18 protein-coding genes are annotated in these 16,566 nt (G+C 52.7%); 6 read left to right on the top strand and 12 right to left on the bottom strand.

From position 1 onward, the window contains the following. Positions 1 to 43: 43 nt before the first annotated feature. The 3 genes from copD to ftnA form a co-directional block, all read right to left on the bottom strand. On the bottom strand, positions 44 to 925 hold the full coding sequence (gene copD, locus WG891_RS12715; protein ID WP_337263053.1) for a copper homeostasis membrane protein CopD: 882 nt from the start codon (positions 923 to 925) through the stop codon (positions 44 to 46). 3 nt (positions 926 to 928) lie between these two features. Beyond that, positions 929 to 1,312, bottom strand: coding sequence for a CopC domain-containing protein YobA (gene yobA / locus WG891_RS12710; RefSeq protein WP_076941281.1), 384 nt, complete (start codon positions 1,310 to 1,312; stop codon positions 929 to 931). Between the two features lie 262 nt (positions 1,313 to 1,574). Further along, complete coding sequence (gene ftnA, locus WG891_RS12705) at positions 1,575 to 2,093, bottom strand: non-heme ferritin (protein ID WP_076941282.1); 519 nt, start codon at positions 2,091 to 2,093, stop codon at positions 1,575 to 1,577. Positions 2,094 to 2,477: 384 nt separating this feature from the next. On the opposite strand from ftnA, the gene WG891_RS12700 reads away from it, so the two are divergent. Then, positions 2,478 to 2,708 carry a DNA polymerase III subunit theta gene (locus WG891_RS12700; RefSeq protein ID WP_076941283.1) on the top strand — a complete coding sequence of 77 codons (231 nt, stop codon included), beginning with the start codon at positions 2,478 to 2,480 and terminating at the stop codon, positions 2,706 to 2,708. Between the two features lie 34 nt (positions 2,709 to 2,742). Here WG891_RS12700 and pip read toward each other — a convergent pair whose 3' ends face one another. Together pip and dksA are read right to left on the bottom strand one after the other, a co-directional pair. Then, on the bottom strand, positions 2,743 to 3,696 hold the full coding sequence (pip, locus tag WG891_RS12695) for a prolyl aminopeptidase (protein ID WP_337263052.1): 954 nt from the start codon (positions 3,694 to 3,696) through the stop codon (positions 2,743 to 2,745). Positions 3,697 to 3,805: 109 nt separating this feature from the next. Beyond that, the gene (gene dksA / locus WG891_RS12690; protein WP_076941285.1) at positions 3,806 to 4,243 is read right to left on the bottom strand and encodes an RNA polymerase-binding protein DksA; all 438 of its coding nucleotides are present in this window, start codon (positions 4,241 to 4,243) and stop codon (positions 3,806 to 3,808) included. A 403-nt stretch (positions 4,244 to 4,646) separates the two neighbouring features. Here dksA and exoX point away from each other — a divergent pair, with 403 nt between their 5' ends. Next, entirely contained in the window at positions 4,647 to 5,315 is a 669-nt protein-coding gene (exoX, locus tag WG891_RS12685; protein ID WP_337263051.1) for an exodeoxyribonuclease X, read from the top strand. 33 nt (positions 5,316 to 5,348) lie between these two features. On the opposite strand, the gene WG891_RS12680 is transcribed toward exoX, so the two are convergent. The 5 genes from WG891_RS12680 to dbpA all read right to left on the bottom strand — a co-directional run bounded on the left by WG891_RS12680 (position 5,349) and on the right by dbpA (position 10,396). Then, a complete protein-coding gene (locus WG891_RS12680; protein WP_337263050.1) occupies positions 5,349 to 7,382 on the bottom strand; it encodes a S9 family peptidase in 2,034 nt (677 codons plus the stop codon). Positions 7,383 to 7,452: 70 nt separating this feature from the next. After that, the gene (locus tag WG891_RS12675; RefSeq protein WP_076941287.1) at positions 7,453 to 8,106 is read right to left on the bottom strand and encodes a tellurite resistance TerB family protein; all 654 of its coding nucleotides are present in this window, start codon (positions 8,104 to 8,106) and stop codon (positions 7,453 to 7,455) included. Between the two features lie 152 nt (positions 8,107 to 8,258). Next, positions 8,259 to 8,567, bottom strand: a complete 309-nt coding sequence (yqfB, locus tag WG891_RS12670) for a N(4)-acetylcytidine aminohydrolase (protein WP_076941288.1) — start codon at positions 8,565 to 8,567, stop codon at positions 8,259 to 8,261. A gap of 31 nt (positions 8,568 to 8,598) precedes the next feature. Further along, entirely contained in the window at positions 8,599 to 8,928 is a 330-nt protein-coding gene (locus tag WG891_RS12665; RefSeq protein WP_076941289.1) for a YebG family protein, read from the bottom strand. 85 nt (positions 8,929 to 9,013) lie between these two features. After that, complete coding sequence (dbpA, locus tag WG891_RS12660) at positions 9,014 to 10,396, bottom strand: ATP-dependent RNA helicase DbpA (protein WP_337263049.1); 1,383 nt, start codon at positions 10,394 to 10,396, stop codon at positions 9,014 to 9,016. Positions 10,397 to 10,831: 435 nt separating this feature from the next. Between dbpA and WG891_RS12655 the strand changes: the two genes are divergently transcribed. Next, positions 10,832 to 11,389, top strand: a complete 558-nt coding sequence (locus tag WG891_RS12655; protein ID WP_337263048.1) for a fimbrial protein — start codon at positions 10,832 to 10,834, stop codon at positions 11,387 to 11,389. 139 nt (positions 11,390 to 11,528) lie between these two features. Then, complete coding sequence (purT, locus tag WG891_RS12650) at positions 11,529 to 12,707, top strand: formate-dependent phosphoribosylglycinamide formyltransferase (RefSeq protein WP_337263047.1); 1,179 nt, start codon at positions 11,529 to 11,531, stop codon at positions 12,705 to 12,707. 36 nt (positions 12,708 to 12,743) lie between these two features. On the opposite strand, the gene WG891_RS12645 is transcribed toward purT, so the two are convergent. Both WG891_RS12645 and WG891_RS12640 read right to left on the bottom strand, forming a co-directional pair. Further along, entirely contained in the window at positions 12,744 to 12,983 is a 240-nt protein-coding gene (locus tag WG891_RS12645; RefSeq protein WP_337263046.1) for a YoaH family protein, read from the bottom strand. A 63-nt stretch (positions 12,984 to 13,046) separates the two neighbouring features. Beyond that, entirely contained in the window at positions 13,047 to 14,054 is a 1,008-nt protein-coding gene (locus WG891_RS12640) for a glycosyltransferase (RefSeq protein WP_337263045.1), read from the bottom strand. Positions 14,055 to 14,312: 258 nt separating this feature from the next. On the opposite strand from WG891_RS12640, the gene pabB reads away from it, so the two are divergent. Beyond that, complete coding sequence (pabB, locus tag WG891_RS12635; RefSeq protein WP_337263044.1) at positions 14,313 to 15,686, top strand: aminodeoxychorismate synthase component 1; 1,374 nt, start codon at positions 14,313 to 14,315, stop codon at positions 15,684 to 15,686. Continuing rightward, positions 15,683 to 16,261 carry a CoA pyrophosphatase gene (locus WG891_RS12630; RefSeq protein ID WP_337263043.1) on the top strand — a complete coding sequence of 193 codons (579 nt, stop codon included), beginning with the start codon at positions 15,683 to 15,685 and terminating at the stop codon, positions 16,259 to 16,261. Before pabB ends, WG891_RS12630 begins: the two co-directional genes overlap by 4 nt. Positions 16,262 to 16,566 lie beyond the last annotated feature (305 nt).

Below are 16,566 nucleotides of genomic sequence, written 5' to 3'. Positions count from 1 at the left end.
ATTCGATTTTCCCGCAACTAAGGGGCTGCGGCAAGCCGCAATGTCACACGGGTGCGTAGGTTGCAAAAACACTGACCAGTAACAAAACGGCCCCCCCCAACACCACTTCGCACCAGCAGGCCAAGATCAGCCCGCGTTGTGCCAATGTGGGCACGCTCCCCATCGCAGGCACAATAGCGTAACGGTTGGCCAGCGCGGCCAATACCATCAGCGCCACCAACGCGATTTTAAGCACCAGCAAACGCTGATAAGGGGAGTCGATATTCAACGGCCAATGCCCAAGAATAATCAGGCTGTTAATCACGCCGGTGAGGATCACCACCGCGACCGCAGCATGGCCCCAACGAGAAAAGCGGATCAGCGCCACCAGTGCATCGCTGCGCCACTGCGGCTGAGCCAGATAACGCAGGCAGGCCAGCAGCGGTAGCAAGCAGCCAAACCAATAGCTTGCTGCCAACAGGTGTAACGTATGGTTAAAACGGTGCAAAACGCCCAGCGCACCCGCGTGCATCGCCGCATGGCCGATAAACGCCATGCTGACCAGTAACAGCGCGGAACACCCGGCGAGCACCTCAGCACGATAGGGAACCGGTAGGCGTAGCGCAAGCAAAGCCAACCACGCCACCGCCAAATGCCAGCGCCAGGCCTCACCGAACGTCGTGCCCAGAACCACCCACCAGGTTGCCAACTGCCAGGTATCGGCCCAACCATCCCCCATCAGCCCGGCCTGCACCGCCAGCATCAGCAATGCGGTAAACGCAGAAAGCCAGGTCGATGCCAGCAGTAGCGGGTGTAAATCGCGGGTAATGAGCGGAGAGAAACGCTGAGGTGACAGCAAGGCGGTGAACAGGCTGCTTCCAAACATCAGCATCACCGCCGCAAAGTGCGCAAAGCGACACAGAATAAAAAGAGTCGCCAGAGTCATCGGTTAGTTTACGGTAAAACTGTATTGGCCTTTGGTTTTGTGGCCATCAACGGAAACCACATGCCAACTGACGCTATATTTCCCCGCCGTCAGTTCCGTTTCAATCGGTACGTTAATCTGCGTGCTGTTATTGGGATCCAAGGTCAGCTTGCCGGTTTTCACCACGCTATGGTCAGGGCCGGTAACTTTCACCCCACTGAAGTTCGGCTCAATGCCTTCAGAGAAATTCAGCGTCAGCATTTTCGGCGCGGAATGGGTGGTGGTATCAGCCGCTGGCGTCTGCATTTTAAGATGAGCATGCGCCAGAGCCTGCTGGGAGGAAAGCCCGACAAACAGGACAAAAAGGGTAGAAAGCAGGCGATAGGATGAACGGATTTTAGCGATCACAGAGGTGTCCCTTTTATCATAATGAAGGTGATCAGGGGCAGGCCGTTAACCGGAGCGATGTTTCCGCAACCTTACCCCACCACATGATTGCGCTGCAGGTTGTAGCAACGTATCGCGTTAAATAATAACGATGGTGAATCACCAAGTCGAGCACATCACTGGTATTTTAGTGTTTGGCAGCACGTATCGCTGTAAAGCCACTATAAATGCAGGGTATAAAAAACCGCATACCTTGAAGATACGCGGTTTACAGAAGCGATCATCAAGCTTGGCCGTTGCCGCCTTCAGACGCTGCGCTCATTCTCTTCAAATCTTTATCAATAAAGAACAAGGCTTTGCCGCTGTTGCCCACCAACGCCAGTTTGTCCAGCACCGATTTGAACAGCTTTTCTTCTTCATGCTGCTCAGCCACATACCATTGTAGGAAGTGGAAAGTGGAATAATCATGGGTAGTCATTGCCACATGCGCCAATTCGTTGATTTGGCGGGTGATCAGTTGCTCATGTTCGTAAGTTTGCTGGAAAACATCAGCTAGCGACTCAAACTCGGTCGGCGGTGCCGCAATGCTGCCCAGCAGGGGTAAAGCTCCGGTGTCACTAAGGTAATCAAAGAGACGTTGCATGTGCTGCATCTCTTCCTGAGCATGTTTTTTCAAGAACCCTGCAGCCCCCTCAAAGCCCTTGTCGCTACACCAAGCGCTCATCTGCAAATACAGATTGGCAGAATAAAACTCCAGGTTAAGTTGTTCATTGAGTTTTTTTATCATTTCTTGCGGCAACATGATGATTCCTTTTATTTTTCAGACCATAAAATTGAGTCCCTCGTATTATGCCCTGATTCAAACAAAATAAACACTCTTGATTAACCTCTCTTCACCCATATAAATTACTTTTAATTTTCATTCGGTTAAATATTTTCCATAATAGTTCAAAGAACACCAGGATAATATCCCCAGCCTTTACGCTGGCTTGTAAAGCGAATAGTTATTATTTAGAGAGAAAATCCCCCTCTTCTATTACATGGTAATAAAATAACCCTACTTTTCTCCAGTGAACCTTGCCTACAGGAATATCCTGGCAATTTATGCTTGTTTCAGACTTGCCAAGTGGCTATGGGTGAATTACCTTCTGCGCTGATTTAATGCGACAACAGGAAGGACGATACCATGGGTTATAATCTGGCCGAGCTCTCCAAAGACGAGATGGACAAAATTAACGTCGATCTGGCCGCTTCAGGTGTAGCATTCAAAGAACGCTACAACATGCCGGTGATCCCAGAGATGGTGGAGCGTGAACAACCTACGCACCTGCGGGACTACTTTCGTGAGCGCGTGGCACACTATCGTGCTGAATCGCACAAGTTCTCGCGTCTGCCGTATGAGCCTAAAGCGAAGTAGAAGAACCTGCCGTTGCGGCAGGCTTACTGGTCAGTTACTTGCCAACAAAGCGATCGGTTGCCAGCATCAAGTGGTGCAGAATGCCTGGCTCATCCGTTGAGTGCCCTGCCCCTTCAACGATATACAGCTCAGCCTCCGGCCAAACTTGCGCCAGATCCCAAGCGTTTTGCACCTGACAGGCCATGTCATAGCGGCCATGCACAATCACCGCTGGGATATGGCGGATCAGGTGGACGTTTTTCAGGAGTTGATCGTCACTCTCAAGAAAACCCAGGTGGGTAAAGTAATGATTTTCGATGCGCGCAAAGGCCAAAGCGAAATCATCCTCACCGAAAGAAGCTGAGGCGCTGTTTGGCAACAGCGTCACGGTTTCGCCTTCCCACACGCTCCATAGCTTGGCGGCTTCGAGCTGGATCTGCAGGTCTGGCGACGTCAAACGCTGGCGATAAGCGGCAATAACGTCTTTACGCTCCTCTGCAGACAGAATGGACAATACGCGTTCCCATTTGTCGGGGAAAAAACGTGAGGCACCATCCTGATAATACCAACTCAACTCCCGCTTGCGCAGTGTGAAAATACCGCGTAACACCATCTCACTGACACATTGCGGATGCGTTTGGGCATATGCCAGCGCCAGAGTCGAGCCCCAGGAACCGCCAAACACCAGCCATTGTTCCACACCGATCATCTTGCGCAGCCGTTCAATATCCGCCACCAGATGCCAGGTGGTATTATTATCCAGGCTGGCATGGGGCTTGGAACGGCCACAGCCACGCTGATCAAACAGCAGCACCTTATAGCGCTCAGGATCAAACAGCTGACGGTGGTAAGGAGCAATCCCGCCGCCGGGGCCGCCGTGAAGAAATACGGCAGGTTTACCGTTTGGGTTACCACTCAATTCCCAGTAGATCCGGTGCCCCTCCCCGGTGTCCAACCAACCGCTATCATAAGCTGCTAATGGCGGGTACAAACCTCGTAACTGTTCCATGGCGTTTCCGTCTGTGTGAGTTATTCATTCATCAAAGCCGAAGCCGCGCATCTGGTCAACGTTAAAACGAGAAAACACTTAATTACGCCAGTATGTTAGCGATAGTTGCTTAAAATGACGCCGATTTGTTCTTACGTAAATGCGGTTCACGCATCTCCTGAGCCGTTTTGGCTTCAATGCACAACTCTGCCGTCGGGCGTAATAATAATCGCGCCAGCCCAATCGGTTCCCCCGTCTCCAGGCAATAGCCGTAGTCACCCTTCTCCAGCCTTGCTAATGCCGCAGTCATCTTCGGTAGCAGGCGGCTTTCTCGATCCAACTGGCGGAACAGCAAACGCAGATCCTCTTCCCGCGCTGCCTTGTCAGCTTCGTCACCGCTCACATCGCCGCTATCGATATCTCGCTTCAGCACGTCAATGTGTTGCCAAAGCCTCTGTTGTTCCTCCAGCAAACGCTGGCGGAAAAACGCCCGCTGCTCCGTATTCATGTAATCAGATTCCGGCATCGCCAGCAGTTGCTGCTCGCTTAACAACGTCATTACTGTCATGGAACTCTCCGGCATATAGATTTGTTATATTGTAACATTTTTAACGTAGAAAATGTTAATAAAGAATAATCGTCGGATTAACAACGTGTTGATGCTCAAGCCCGCTTTACTGCTTGCATAGGGTAGCCGTTAAAGGGTTAATAGAGCGGCAACCTACCCAACCATAGGTAACTGAGAGGCCATAATGAGTAAGGGAATGGATAGCAAGAAAAATGCGAAGAAGAAGCCGTTAAAAACCCCAGCCGAAAAACGGGCTGGCAAGCGTGCCAAGAAAGGTCAATCATCTGGCGAATAAGCGTACTTCCGACCGTAGTTAAACCCGCCAAGGCGGGTTTTTTGTTGTCTGAAAACCCCTCTGTCACGTATCGTTAAGCGAAAACAAGCGACTATCATCGAGAAGAATATGAGCTTACGTGTCATAGATACCGAAACCTGCGGGCTGGACGGTGGCGTGGTGGAAGTGGCCTCTGTCGATGTTATTGACGGGCGCATTACCAACCCGATGAGCGATCTGATCAGCCCCGATCGCCCCATCAGCCTTGATGCCATGGCCATTCACCATATCACCGAACAAATGGTTGAAGGTAAGCCACGCATCGCGGTGGCGATTAGCCGCTATCAGGGCAGTGAATACTATGTGGCACACAATGCGGCATTCGATCGCGGGGTATTGCCAGAAATGCATGGTGCCTGGATTTGTACCGTAAAGCTGGCGCGAACGCTCTACCCAGACATTAAATACGGCAATCAATACCTGCGTTATGCCCTGAATCTGGATGTCCAACTGCCGCAGGACACTACGCTTTATCCGCATCGTGCGCTGTATGACTGCTATGTGACCGCTGCGCTGCTGCAACGCATTATGCGGGATTCGGGCTGGACGCCAGAACAGATGGTGCAGATCACCGAACAGCCGGTATTGCTGAAAAAATTCAAATTCGGCAAATATCGTGGACAAGAGATTGAACGAGTGGCGCAGGACGATCCCGGCTATCTGCGCTGGATGCTGAAATCCATTGACGATCTCAGCCCCGACATGAAACATACGCTGAAGTATTATCTGATCGGATAACGGTGCGGGCGGCTTCTGCCACCCGCGTTTTCGCTACTCGGCCAGCGAAAGAATGAACGCATACTCCAACGCGATATCTTCATAAGCCTTAAAACGGCCTGACTTGCCGCCGTGGCCCGCATCCATATCGGTATGCAACAACAGTTGGCGATCGTCAGTTTTCAGCTCACGCAGTTTTGCCACCCACTTGGCAGGTTCCCAATATTGCACCTGCGAATCATGCAAGCCGGTGGTGACCAACAGATGAGGGTAATCCTGCGCTTTTACCTGATCGTAAGGGCTGTACTGTTTGATATAGTCGTAGTAGGCCTTGTCGTTTGGATTACCCCACTCGTCATATTCACCGGTGGTCAGCGGGATCGACTCATCCAGCATGGTAGTCACCACGTCCACAAACGGAACCTGCGCGACCACGCCATGGTACAACTGAGGTGCCTGATTGATGATTGCCCCCATCAATAGCCCACCCGCGCTGCCGCCCATGGCAAACACCCGTTGGCCGTCACCATAACCTTGCGCCACCAGCGTTTCGGTCACGTCAATAAAGTCGTTGAAGGTATTCTGTTTTTTGAACAGCTTGCCGTCTTCATACCACAGTTGGCCCAGTTCGGCGCCGCCGCGAATGTGTGCCAGAGCGAAAACGAAGCCACGGTCCAGCAGGCTAAGGCGGCTGGCGCTGAACGCCGGATCCATGCTGCTACCGTAAGAACCATAGCCATATACCAATAACGGATTCGCACCCTGAGCAAAGCGATCGGTACGGTAAACCAGCGATACCGGCACTTCAACGCCATCGCGCGCCTTCACCCACACCCGCTCGCTGCGGTAGTTTTCCGCAGTAAAGTTTTTCACTTCCTGCTGCTTGAGCTGCACGCGCTCGCCGCTGTCCAGATTCAATTCATACATCGTGGAAGGCGTGGTCATAGAAGAATAGCCATACCGCAGCAGGGCAGTTTCTGGCTGTGGGTTGTACGCCAGCCAGGTGACATAGGTTGGATCGTCGAAGACGATGCTTTTATCTTCCCCACTGCGCCAATGAATCTGGCGCAGCTGCGTCAGGCCTGCGATACGCTCTTCCACCACCAGCCAGTCGCGAAACAGGCTGAACCCCTCAATCATTACCTCGGCACGGGGTGCGATCAGCGTTTGCCATTGCGCCTCATCGCCTTGCTCGCTTTGGTAAAGACCAAAGTTCTTGCCGTCTTTGTTGGAACGGATATAGAAATGCTGATGATAGTGGTCAAGGCCGTATTCGTGATCTTTCCGTCGCGGGGCAAACATCTGCGGCGTGCTGTTGGCATCATCCGCGTCCAGCAACAGAATCTCTGATGTGGTGGTGCTGCTGAGATGGATCAGGATGAAACGTTCAGAGGTGGTTTTTTCCAGGCCGACATAGAAAGTGTCATCCTGTTCTTCATAAATCAGCACATCCTGCTGCGGATCGCTGCCCACCACGTGCCGGTATACCTGATATGGCAGCAGCGTTTTCGCATGTTTGCGAACGTAATAAACGGTGGCGGAGTCGTTCGCCCACTCAAAATTGCCGGAGGTGTTCTCCAGCACCTCACCGAACCAGCTATCATCATCCAGGTTCTTGAAACGGATATCATATTGGCGGCGTGACAGAAAATCTTCCGCCACCGCCAGGCGCTGGTTATTTGGGCTCACGTCCAACCAACCCAACGTATAAAACTCGTGCCCTTCGGCGCGCTGATTACCGTCGATCAGGGTGCTCCACTGCTCGCGTGCCGCTTCTGGCTGGCGGACATAGAGCGCATATTCATTACCCGGCTCGTAGCGGGTCTGATAACGGAAACCGCGCTTTACGTAAGGCACGGAATGTTCCTGTTGCGGGATACGTGCGACCATTTCCTGATACAGCGCTTCGCGCAGCGCCTGCTGCGGCTTTAACTGTGCATCTGTGTAGGCATTTTCTGCCTGCAAGTAGTCTAGTACCTGGGGATCTGCGCGTTCGTCATCACGCAACCAGTAATAATCATCAACGCGCGTGTCACCGTGAGTGGTGATCGGATAAGGACGTTTATCTGCCTTAGGGGGTGTCATCATTGCTAAATCATCCGCTTACCTTGATTAAAACAAGAGTGACCGATCCCCCTCGGATTAACAAGCGGCGGAGCTACACCAAATCACGTTTTTTCTCATGAACGTCGTTTTCGATGCCCTGCTTGACGTCAGCCGGAATTTTCAGCGATTGTGCCAACGCGTCAAGGTAGCTACGCTCCATAAAATGATCGACATCGATCACCATACAGCTCAGGTAATACACTTCTAACGCTTCATCTTCATTTTTCACACTTTGCGCAATCAGATCCGGATTCAGCGGCTGCTCAATGGCTTGTTGCACCCAGCGTTGCGCTTCCTCACCCACCTGCAACTGCTCCAGGCTGTGGTCGATCGCCTGCTTTTCTTCTTCGTCGATATGGCCGTCGCTTTTGGCCGCAAACACCAGCGCTTGTACCAACCGTTTGGCGCGCAAATCCGCTGGCGTACTCTGCTGGCCAAACTGTGCTTCTTCCTGATGCGTTTCTTTGACCCGCTGTTTGTATTTGTTCCACAGCACAGCCCCTAACGCCGCACTGCCACCGATTATCAACGCGTTTTTACCCAACTTGCCCACCATTTTGCGGGAAGACTTATTGGCTAATAGCACGCCTACCAGGCCGCCCAGCGCGGTTGGGGCCAGTAATTTACCAAGGCCTTCCGCCCCTCCCATTGAGTTGGCTTTATCACCCAACATGGATTGAATCTGTTGTATCCAGTTATTTTTCATTATCTACCTCTAAACAGGTGCAATGGGGCGCGAAGGCACTACCAGTGCCAGAGCGCCGATCAATCTTCAGAGTAGGGGATTATTTGTCAATAAATGTATAAAAGGTGCAAAATTGTGTCGCGGAAGGCTGGCAGGTTGCATAAAGCGAGGGATTAGCGTTTGCTGAAAGCAATCACAAACAGCTCATCCAGCCCTGGATAAATATCGTTGATCACCTGCTTCAGCTCGCTGAGCGTCATATTCTCCTGCTGAGCATGAGCCTCGGTCAACGCGCCTAAACGTATCGGCGTGACCGACAGCACGTCAATAAAACAGAAAAATACGCCGTCTTCGTTACGGCTCACGCGCAACACCTCACCGGGTTGAAAATGAGACTCACTGGCATCCCGAATGGTGATGGTTTTGCGCCCGGCCATAATATCTTGCTCGAAGCGGCTGAAGAAGGTTATCTCACGAGCCATGTCACTTCCTGGTTCATCATTGTGCCGCAGATTATGCCGCCTGCTGTTCTGACTCTGGTACGGACGCTTCTGGCAGGATGACAACCGGTTTTTCTGCTTTGGTTTTCGCCGGTTTTTTCACCGTTTCCTGCGGCGCGGCACCACGCAAGATCTGTGCTAAGGCTTCTTTATTTTCGGCCAGGAAGAAACTCAGCCCTTCACGCTGCTCCTCTTCCAGGGCGATCGGTGCCTGTTGCAGCCATTCACCGAGGCTGTCGGCCAGATCCAGCATTTTGTCGTAGGCATCGGCATCTTTCTTGTTAGCGAAAGTCATTTTTTCCTCACCGTTTCTTACTACCACGTATTTCACTTCAACAGCCATGTGCGCATTCCTCAAAGGTAATTATACTGTAATTTTATACAGTATAATATCATACCGGACAGGAGCGCAAGCGCCCCGCCGTTTATTATTTCAGCAGCCGCGCTTTGCAGCTTTTACCTTTGAGCTTGCCCTGCTGAAGCTGTTGCAGCGCCTTGCGTGCGCTGGCCTTGCGGATCGCTACATAAGCATGCACCGGGAACATATCAATCTTGCCCACCTCTGCCGCCGTCAGCCCGGCATCGCCAGTCAGCGCACCGAGAATATCGCCAGGGCGGATTTTCGCCTTGCGCCCACCGTCGATACATAGTGTGACCATTTCAGCCTCTAACGAGACATTTGACGCACCGCTGAGTTCTGAAACCGGCAGCCAATTAGCCGTCATTTGCAGATACTCTTCGATCGCATGGACACGCGCCATTTCCTGTGGCGTACAGAGGCTGATGGCCAGCCCGTCCATACCCGCACGGCCAGTGCGGCCAATGCGGTGTACGTGCACTTCGGGGTCAAACGCCAATTCGTAGTTTACGACCAGTTCCAGATCTTTGATATCCAACCCCCGGGCCGCGACGTCGGTCGCCACCAGTACACGGCAGCTACGGTTGGCAAAGCGTACCAATACCTGATCGCGATCGCGCTGTTCCAGATCGCCATGCAGTGCCAGCACGCTGATGCCGCGCGCTTCCAGCGCTTCAAACACGCTCTGACAGTCACGCTTGGTGTTGCAGAACACCACGCAGGAAGCGGGTTGGTAATGGCGGATCGCCGCAACCAACACCGCCGGGCGCTGATCGCGTGTGGTTTCATAGAAACGCTGTTCGATGGTGGTCGGCTCGTCATCGCCATCCACCTCCACGTTCAGCGGCTCGCGCTGCACGCGGGCACTGATGCGCTCGATGCCTGCCGGGTAGGTGGCGGAAAACAGCAGCGTCTGGCGTTGCTGTGGGGTATAGCTGATCACGTCGTCGATATCATCGGCAAAGCCCATATCCAGCATGCGATCGGCTTCATCCAGCACCAGCACCTTCAAATCATCCAGCACCAGCGTTTTCTTACGCAGATGCTCCTGAATGCGCCCCGGTGTCCCCACCACGATATGCGGCGCATGCACCAACGAATCGAGCTGTGGCCCTACCGGCTGGCCGCCGCACAGGGTTAGAATTTTGATGTTCTGCGTGAAGCGTGCCAAGCGGCGCAGTTCTTTGCTCACCTGATCGGCCAATTCACGGGTCGGGCACAGGATCAGCGCCTGAGCCGCTACTTGGGCAACGTTGATTTTATCCAGCAGGCCAATGCCGAATGCTGCCGTCTTACCGCTGCCGGTTTTCGCTTTGGCACGAACGTCCTGCCCTTTCAGGATGGCGGGCAGCGCTGCGGCCTGTACCGGCGTCATTTCGGCATACCCCAGTTCGTTGAGGTTGGCCAACTGTTCGGCTGGCAGCGGCAGGGAAGAAAAGGATACTGTGCTCACGGCAATAACTCTTATAGCAAGTGGAAAGGCGGCGCGGCCCGCGGGCTGGCACCGGATCAGGCGCAGATGATAACAGAGTTAATGCAGATTCCGGATTGCAGCAGTAAAAAAACTGCACAAAACCACGCAGCGCCATCCTGCTAAGTGTCAGTACACCGCGCAAAATTTGATTTAAATCAAACAAAAGTCAATAAAATATTTAACCATAAGGAAACAAAAATCCTCCGTTTTACGTTAAGAATCTTCATAAAATAAAAAATATTAATTCGTCATTTTTCAATAAACAAAAAAAGCATCCAAAATGCACCTTATAAAGCATATTCAATAAGATAATTCGCCCCTTCAATGAAAAATAAAAATGATTATAACTAGCGAGGTCGTCATTTTTTATTTTCCAGGAAATGACTCATTTAAAAATATTAAACAAGGAAACGTATGATGATGAAAAAATCCTTTACCTCTTGTGTTATTACCCTAGCCTGTATACTGGTCGGGTTCAGAATCTGCGCGGCCATGGCTAGCGATGGCACATTGCTTTTCAGCTCAAAGCTGCTGGGAACCGCCTGTATGATTACTCCATCTCAAAATATTGTGCTTGATGATATGGCTATCGGGCAATTTCCTTCGCCTGGTGCAACCGCTGCCCTAAAGGAGTTTGAAATAGAACTGAGCAACTGCCCTCCACAGGTGAAAAATGCACAAATTCGATTTGAAGGTACCGCTTCAGAATACACCGCTTATCGCGCTTTTGCTCTTGATGATCAGGATGCGCCAACAACCGCTAAAGGCATTGCATTCCAGATACAAAACGATCCCAAATACAATATCTATGCCTCAATAGCCCCTAACACCCTTTCCTACAAGGTCGAGTTGGATACTACGCCCGGGAATATCAATAAACTCATCTTCACTGGCCGTTATGTGGCAGTAAGCAACGAGATTAAGGCTGGCACAGCCAATGTCACCACCCAGTTCAGCATCATCTATCCATAATTTTCCTCAGCCGGGCCGCTAATTGCGCGGTGGCTCGGCCTTCTTTTGCAGCTTCGCAGCCCGCACACGCAATCGTTTTCGTATATAATGCGCCCCATTATCAGACCGCATTATTTCTATCAGAATCAGGTACGAGACTATGTTGACTATTGGAACCGCCCTACGCCCATCGGCCACCCGCGTTATGCTGCTCGGCTCCGGCGAGTTAGGCAAAGAAGTTGCCATTGAATGCCAGCGTTTAGGGCTGGAAGTAATTGCTGTCGATCGGTACAAGGACGCCCCTGCCATGCATGTGGCCCATCGTAGCCATGTGATCAATATGCTGGATGGTCAGGCATTAAAAGCGCTAATTGAGCTGGAACGCCCTGATTACATTGTGCCGGAAATTGAAGCCATCGCTACCAGTATGCTGGTTGAGTTGGAGCAACAGGGGCACCGCGTGGTGCCCTGTGCCGAAGCTACCCGTCTGACCATGAACCGCGAAGGCATCCGCCGCCTGGCGGCAGAAACGCTGGGTTTGCCAACCTCAACCTATCGCTTTGCCGACAGCGAAGAGGGCTTCCGTGAGGCGGTAGCCGAAATTGGCTATCCATGCATCATCAAGCCGGTGATGAGTTCGTCTGGCAAGGGGCAAAGCCTGATCCGCAGCGAGCAACAGCTTGGCAGCGCCTGGGAATATGCCCAGCAAGGCGGCCGCGCCGGCGGTGGCCGGGTGATCGTGGAAGGATTAGTGAAATTTGATTTCGAGATCACCTTGCTGACCATCAATGCCATTGATGGCATACACTTCTGTGCCCCGATCGGCCATCGTCAGGAAGACGGCGACTACCGTGAGTCCTGGCAGCCCCAGCAGATGTCTGAGCTCGCGTTAAGCCGTGCCCAGGCGATTGCCGCAAACGTGGTGAACGCCTTGGGAGGCTTTGGCCTGTTTGGGGTTGAGCTGTTTGTCTGCGGTGACAACGTGATTTTCAGTGAAGTATCGCCACGCCCGCACGATACCGGCATGGTAACGCTGATTTCGCAGGATCTGTCCGAGTTCGCCCTGCACGTACGTGCTTTCCTTGGGTTGCCAATCGGTAGCATCCGCCAGTTCGGGCCTTCGGCTTCAGCGGTGATCCTGCCGGAACTGACCAGCGAAAACGTTCGATTCAGCGGGTTGACTGAGGCGTTAAGCGACCACAATCAGGTGCGTTTATTCGGCAAACCGGACATCAGCGGTAAACGTCGCCTGGGTGTGGCACTGGCCACCGCGGCAAACGTTGAGCAAGCAGTAGAATTGGCGAAACAAGCGGCTGCGGCAGTGAAAGTTCAAGGCTGATAACGCAGGGGTTCGGCATGCCGAACCCCGATAAGATCAATAATTTTCGTCGTCTTCCGCGTCGTCTTCCAGATATTCGGTCGGTTCTTCCTGCGCTTCTTCCTCTTCATCATCGAACAGGGCGGTTACCCGATCCCCTTGATGTTTTTCGCGGATTTCCTGTGCGACACGCGCAATGGCTTCCCCACTGCTCATGCCTTGTTCCATCAGATGATGGATACGTTCAGCCGCTTCCTGCTGCTCTTGATGACTCAGTGATGGCATACCTGCAAGCATGTGTTTCTCCCCGGTAAAATAGACGTGGATTATACGCCTTAAAACCATGGAACCCTACGTCTGTTATTCAACTGCTCCTATCGGGCTGCGGCTGTGGCTGCGCCACTGTTTCAGGCGACGCAGCCACAGCATCACCTGCCAGGCCTGCTTGACCCCACGCATATTGGCGATCATCGCTCGATGGATGCCACGCCGATAGAATTCTTCAGTGATCTGCTGCCGTGCCTCTGGCTCGGGTTCGCGGCGAATACTGTGGCAGATCCCCAGCGCTTCACGCGTGATTTGCCAATGAAACGCCGGGCAAAGGGGAATTTTCTGGCTATAGCGCTGATTCAACGCCACCAGCATCTCTACAATTTTCATGTAATGACGCTGATATTCAACATTCGCCAGCCCAACACGGCGGCGGTTGCTAATCGACCGCTCGTGCACCCACTGGCGATACAGCGGTTTGCTGAGGTATTTCACCCGTTGGGCGTTAAACATCACTTCGGTGGTCCAGGGAATATCCTGATGGTGCAAACCAGGTTCAAAATAGAGCTGATGCTGCCTGATAAAATCAAGACGATAAACTGCCAGCCACACCACATGAATAAAACGCCTGGATTTCAGCGCCATTTCCAGCCATTGCGTGCCGCTGAGCACGCGGGTGCTCTTCAAGCGCTGCGGTGGGATAATCAACTGCTGCTCGTCATGACTGGCAAAATAACGTTCACCGTTACATTGCATTACATCCAATTGATACTGTTCTGCCTGTTCAACCAGCGTTGAATACATGTCAGGGGCTAACACATCATCGGCGTCAGGAAAGGCGACATATTTCCCACGCGCGACGGCCAATCCGGCGTTACGCGCATTGGATACGCCCGCATTCTCTTGATCGATCACGCTGATATGCGGGTACTGAGCGGCATAGCGGTGAGCAATTTCCCCTGAACCATCGGTAGAACCATCGTTAACAATGATCACTTCCAGCGATGGCTCCTGCTGTGCGAGCAAAGACGCCAAAAAAGGCACAAACAACTCCCCGGCATTATGCAGAGGGACAATCACACTCAGTTTTAATGACATATCGGACTCATTGCTGACAAAAGTGAAAATTTAATTATTCTAATAAATTCAATGCACTATCTTGCTGAAATCGATATTTTTTAATGCCAATAATTCTCGATTTTCACATTTTACCGGCGAAGAAAAGTCACAAAAAATGCTTCATTTAACTTCCGTTTACTTTTCATCGGGAACCGCTGCAGGCTGCAGCCGCGAGCAGAATATGGCAGAATGGCCGGTCAACATCGTCATTCCAGTCTGTCAGGTCCATTGAAACCTATGAGTGCAACCACTCCGAGCCTTAAATCTTTGCCCTATACCCGAGAGTCACTGCTGGAACTGTTTGCCCCACTGGCGCAGCAACCTTGGGCTATGCTGCTGCATTCCGGGTTTGCCGAACACTCACATAATCGCTTTGATATCCTGGTTGCTGAACCGCGCGTCACTCTGACCACCCATGGCGCAAACACCGAGATTTGCCGTGGCGCAGAGCGTGAAAACTCGCCAGAAGATCCTTTCCTGCTGTTACAACAGCAATTGGATGCCCTGCACCTGCAGCCAGAGCCGCATACGGATCTCCCTTTCCAGGGCGGCGCATTAGGGCTGTTCGGCTACGATTTAGGGCGGCGCGTAGAAGCCCTGCCACAGTGGGCTCAGGCGGATATCGCCCTGCCGGATATGGCGGTCGGTATTTATGACTGGGCGTTGATTGCCGATCATCAGCGGCAAACGCTGACGCTGCTCTGCTATGGCGATATTGAACAACGCTGGCGCTGGCTCAACCAGCAGCAGGCCCCCGCTTGCGTGCCTTTTACCCTGACGGGCAACTGGCAAGCGAATATGACGCGCCAGCAATATGGTGAGAAATTTCGCCGTATCCAGGAATACCTACGCAGCGGTGACTGCTACCAAATCAATCTGGCACAGCGCTTTTCCGCGCCTTATCAAGGTGACGAATGGCAGGCTTTCTGTCAATTGAGCGCCAGCAACCGTGCCCCATTTTCTGCTTTTTTGCGGCTACCGCAAAACAGCGTGCTGAGTGTGTCACCGGAGCGCTTTCTGTGGTTGGAAAACCAACGGATCCAGACTCGGCCAATCAAAGGCACCTTGCCACGCCTGGCCGATGCGGCGGCAGACGCCGCCCAGGCACATAAGTTGGCCCATTCAGCCAAGGATCGCGCTGAAAACCTGATGATTGTCGATCTGCTGCGCAACGATATTGGCCGTGTGGCACAGCCGGGCAGTGTGCGCGTACCGGAACTGTTTGCCGTAGAGCCATTCCCAGCAGTACATCACTTGGTCAGCACCATCACCGCCATTCTGCCCACCAGCACGCCAACCACCGAATTGCTGCGTGCCTGCTTCCCTGGTGGCTCGATCACTGGCGCTCCTAAGGTCCGCGCCATGGCGATCATCGAAGAGCTGGAGCCGCAGCGGCGTAATGCCTATTGTGGCAGCATCGGTTACATCAGCGCCTGCGGCACCATGGACACCAATATCACCATCCGAACGCTGATGACCGAAAAAGGTCGTCTATATTGTTCTGCAGGGGGGGGTATCGTTGCCGACAGCCAGGAACAGGCGGAATATCAGGAAACCTTTGATAAGGTAGGCCGAATATTGCCACAATTGGGGGAGTTTACCGTTTCGTGAGAGATCAGGATCATCCGGCGTCGCTGGCCGCTTTCATCAGCCGTTTTCAACTGCAGTTGCCGCAGGCAACGCAGGCCTCACATAACGTGCGCCCGGCCGCGGTGCTGATCCCGATTATCTGCCGGCCGGAGCCGACCCTGTTGCTTACCCGCCGGGCCGATTCATTGCGCAAGCACGCAGGCCAGGTGGCCTTTCCAGGCGGCAAAACCGATGCCGAAGACGGTTCAGCGATCGTCACCGCGTTGCGTGAGGCACAGGAAGAAGTGGCGATCCCCTCGCAGGCAGTGCATGTGCTGGGGCAACTGGCCCCGCTGGACAGCAACACCGGCTTTCAGGTCACCCCCATCGTTGGCCTGATACCACCAGACATCGAATTCTATGCCAATGCCGAAGAAGTAGCGGAGGTGTTTGAAATGCCGCTGCACGAAGCGCTGACGCTTTCACGCTATTATCCGCTGGATATTCACCGCGGTGGCCACTCGCATCGGCTCTATCTTTCCTGGTATCAAAGCCAGTTCGTCTGGGGGCTGACCGCCGCCATCATCCGCCGTCTGGCGCAGCAGGTGAGCATTTAAAGCCGCCAGTTTCTGTGACTTACCGCGCAATATTGTGCCTATCTCTTATAATTTCCCTATGTAAAGCGATCGCTATCACGTCATAGCAATGCTTTTTCAACTACTGTTCGGCGCATCCGTCTTTTAAAAAAACCGTAAATACTCTCTTAAACATTATGAAATACCTGTAAAATACCATCACCCGGGATAAACCACTATTACAGTAAGGTTTCAACCTAGGAAGCAGCGCCGCAGACGCTTGATGTCAGCACCTGGTTTCCTGCGCAGCTCAGGCTGCCGCAGCCATAACAATAATGCCTCTTTAA

The organism is Serratia sp. MMO-28 (genome assembly GCF_037199905.1).
GTDB lineage: Bacteria > Pseudomonadota > Gammaproteobacteria > Enterobacterales > Enterobacteriaceae > Chania > Chania oryzae.
This window is presented reverse-complemented; position numbering and strand designations above follow the sequence as displayed.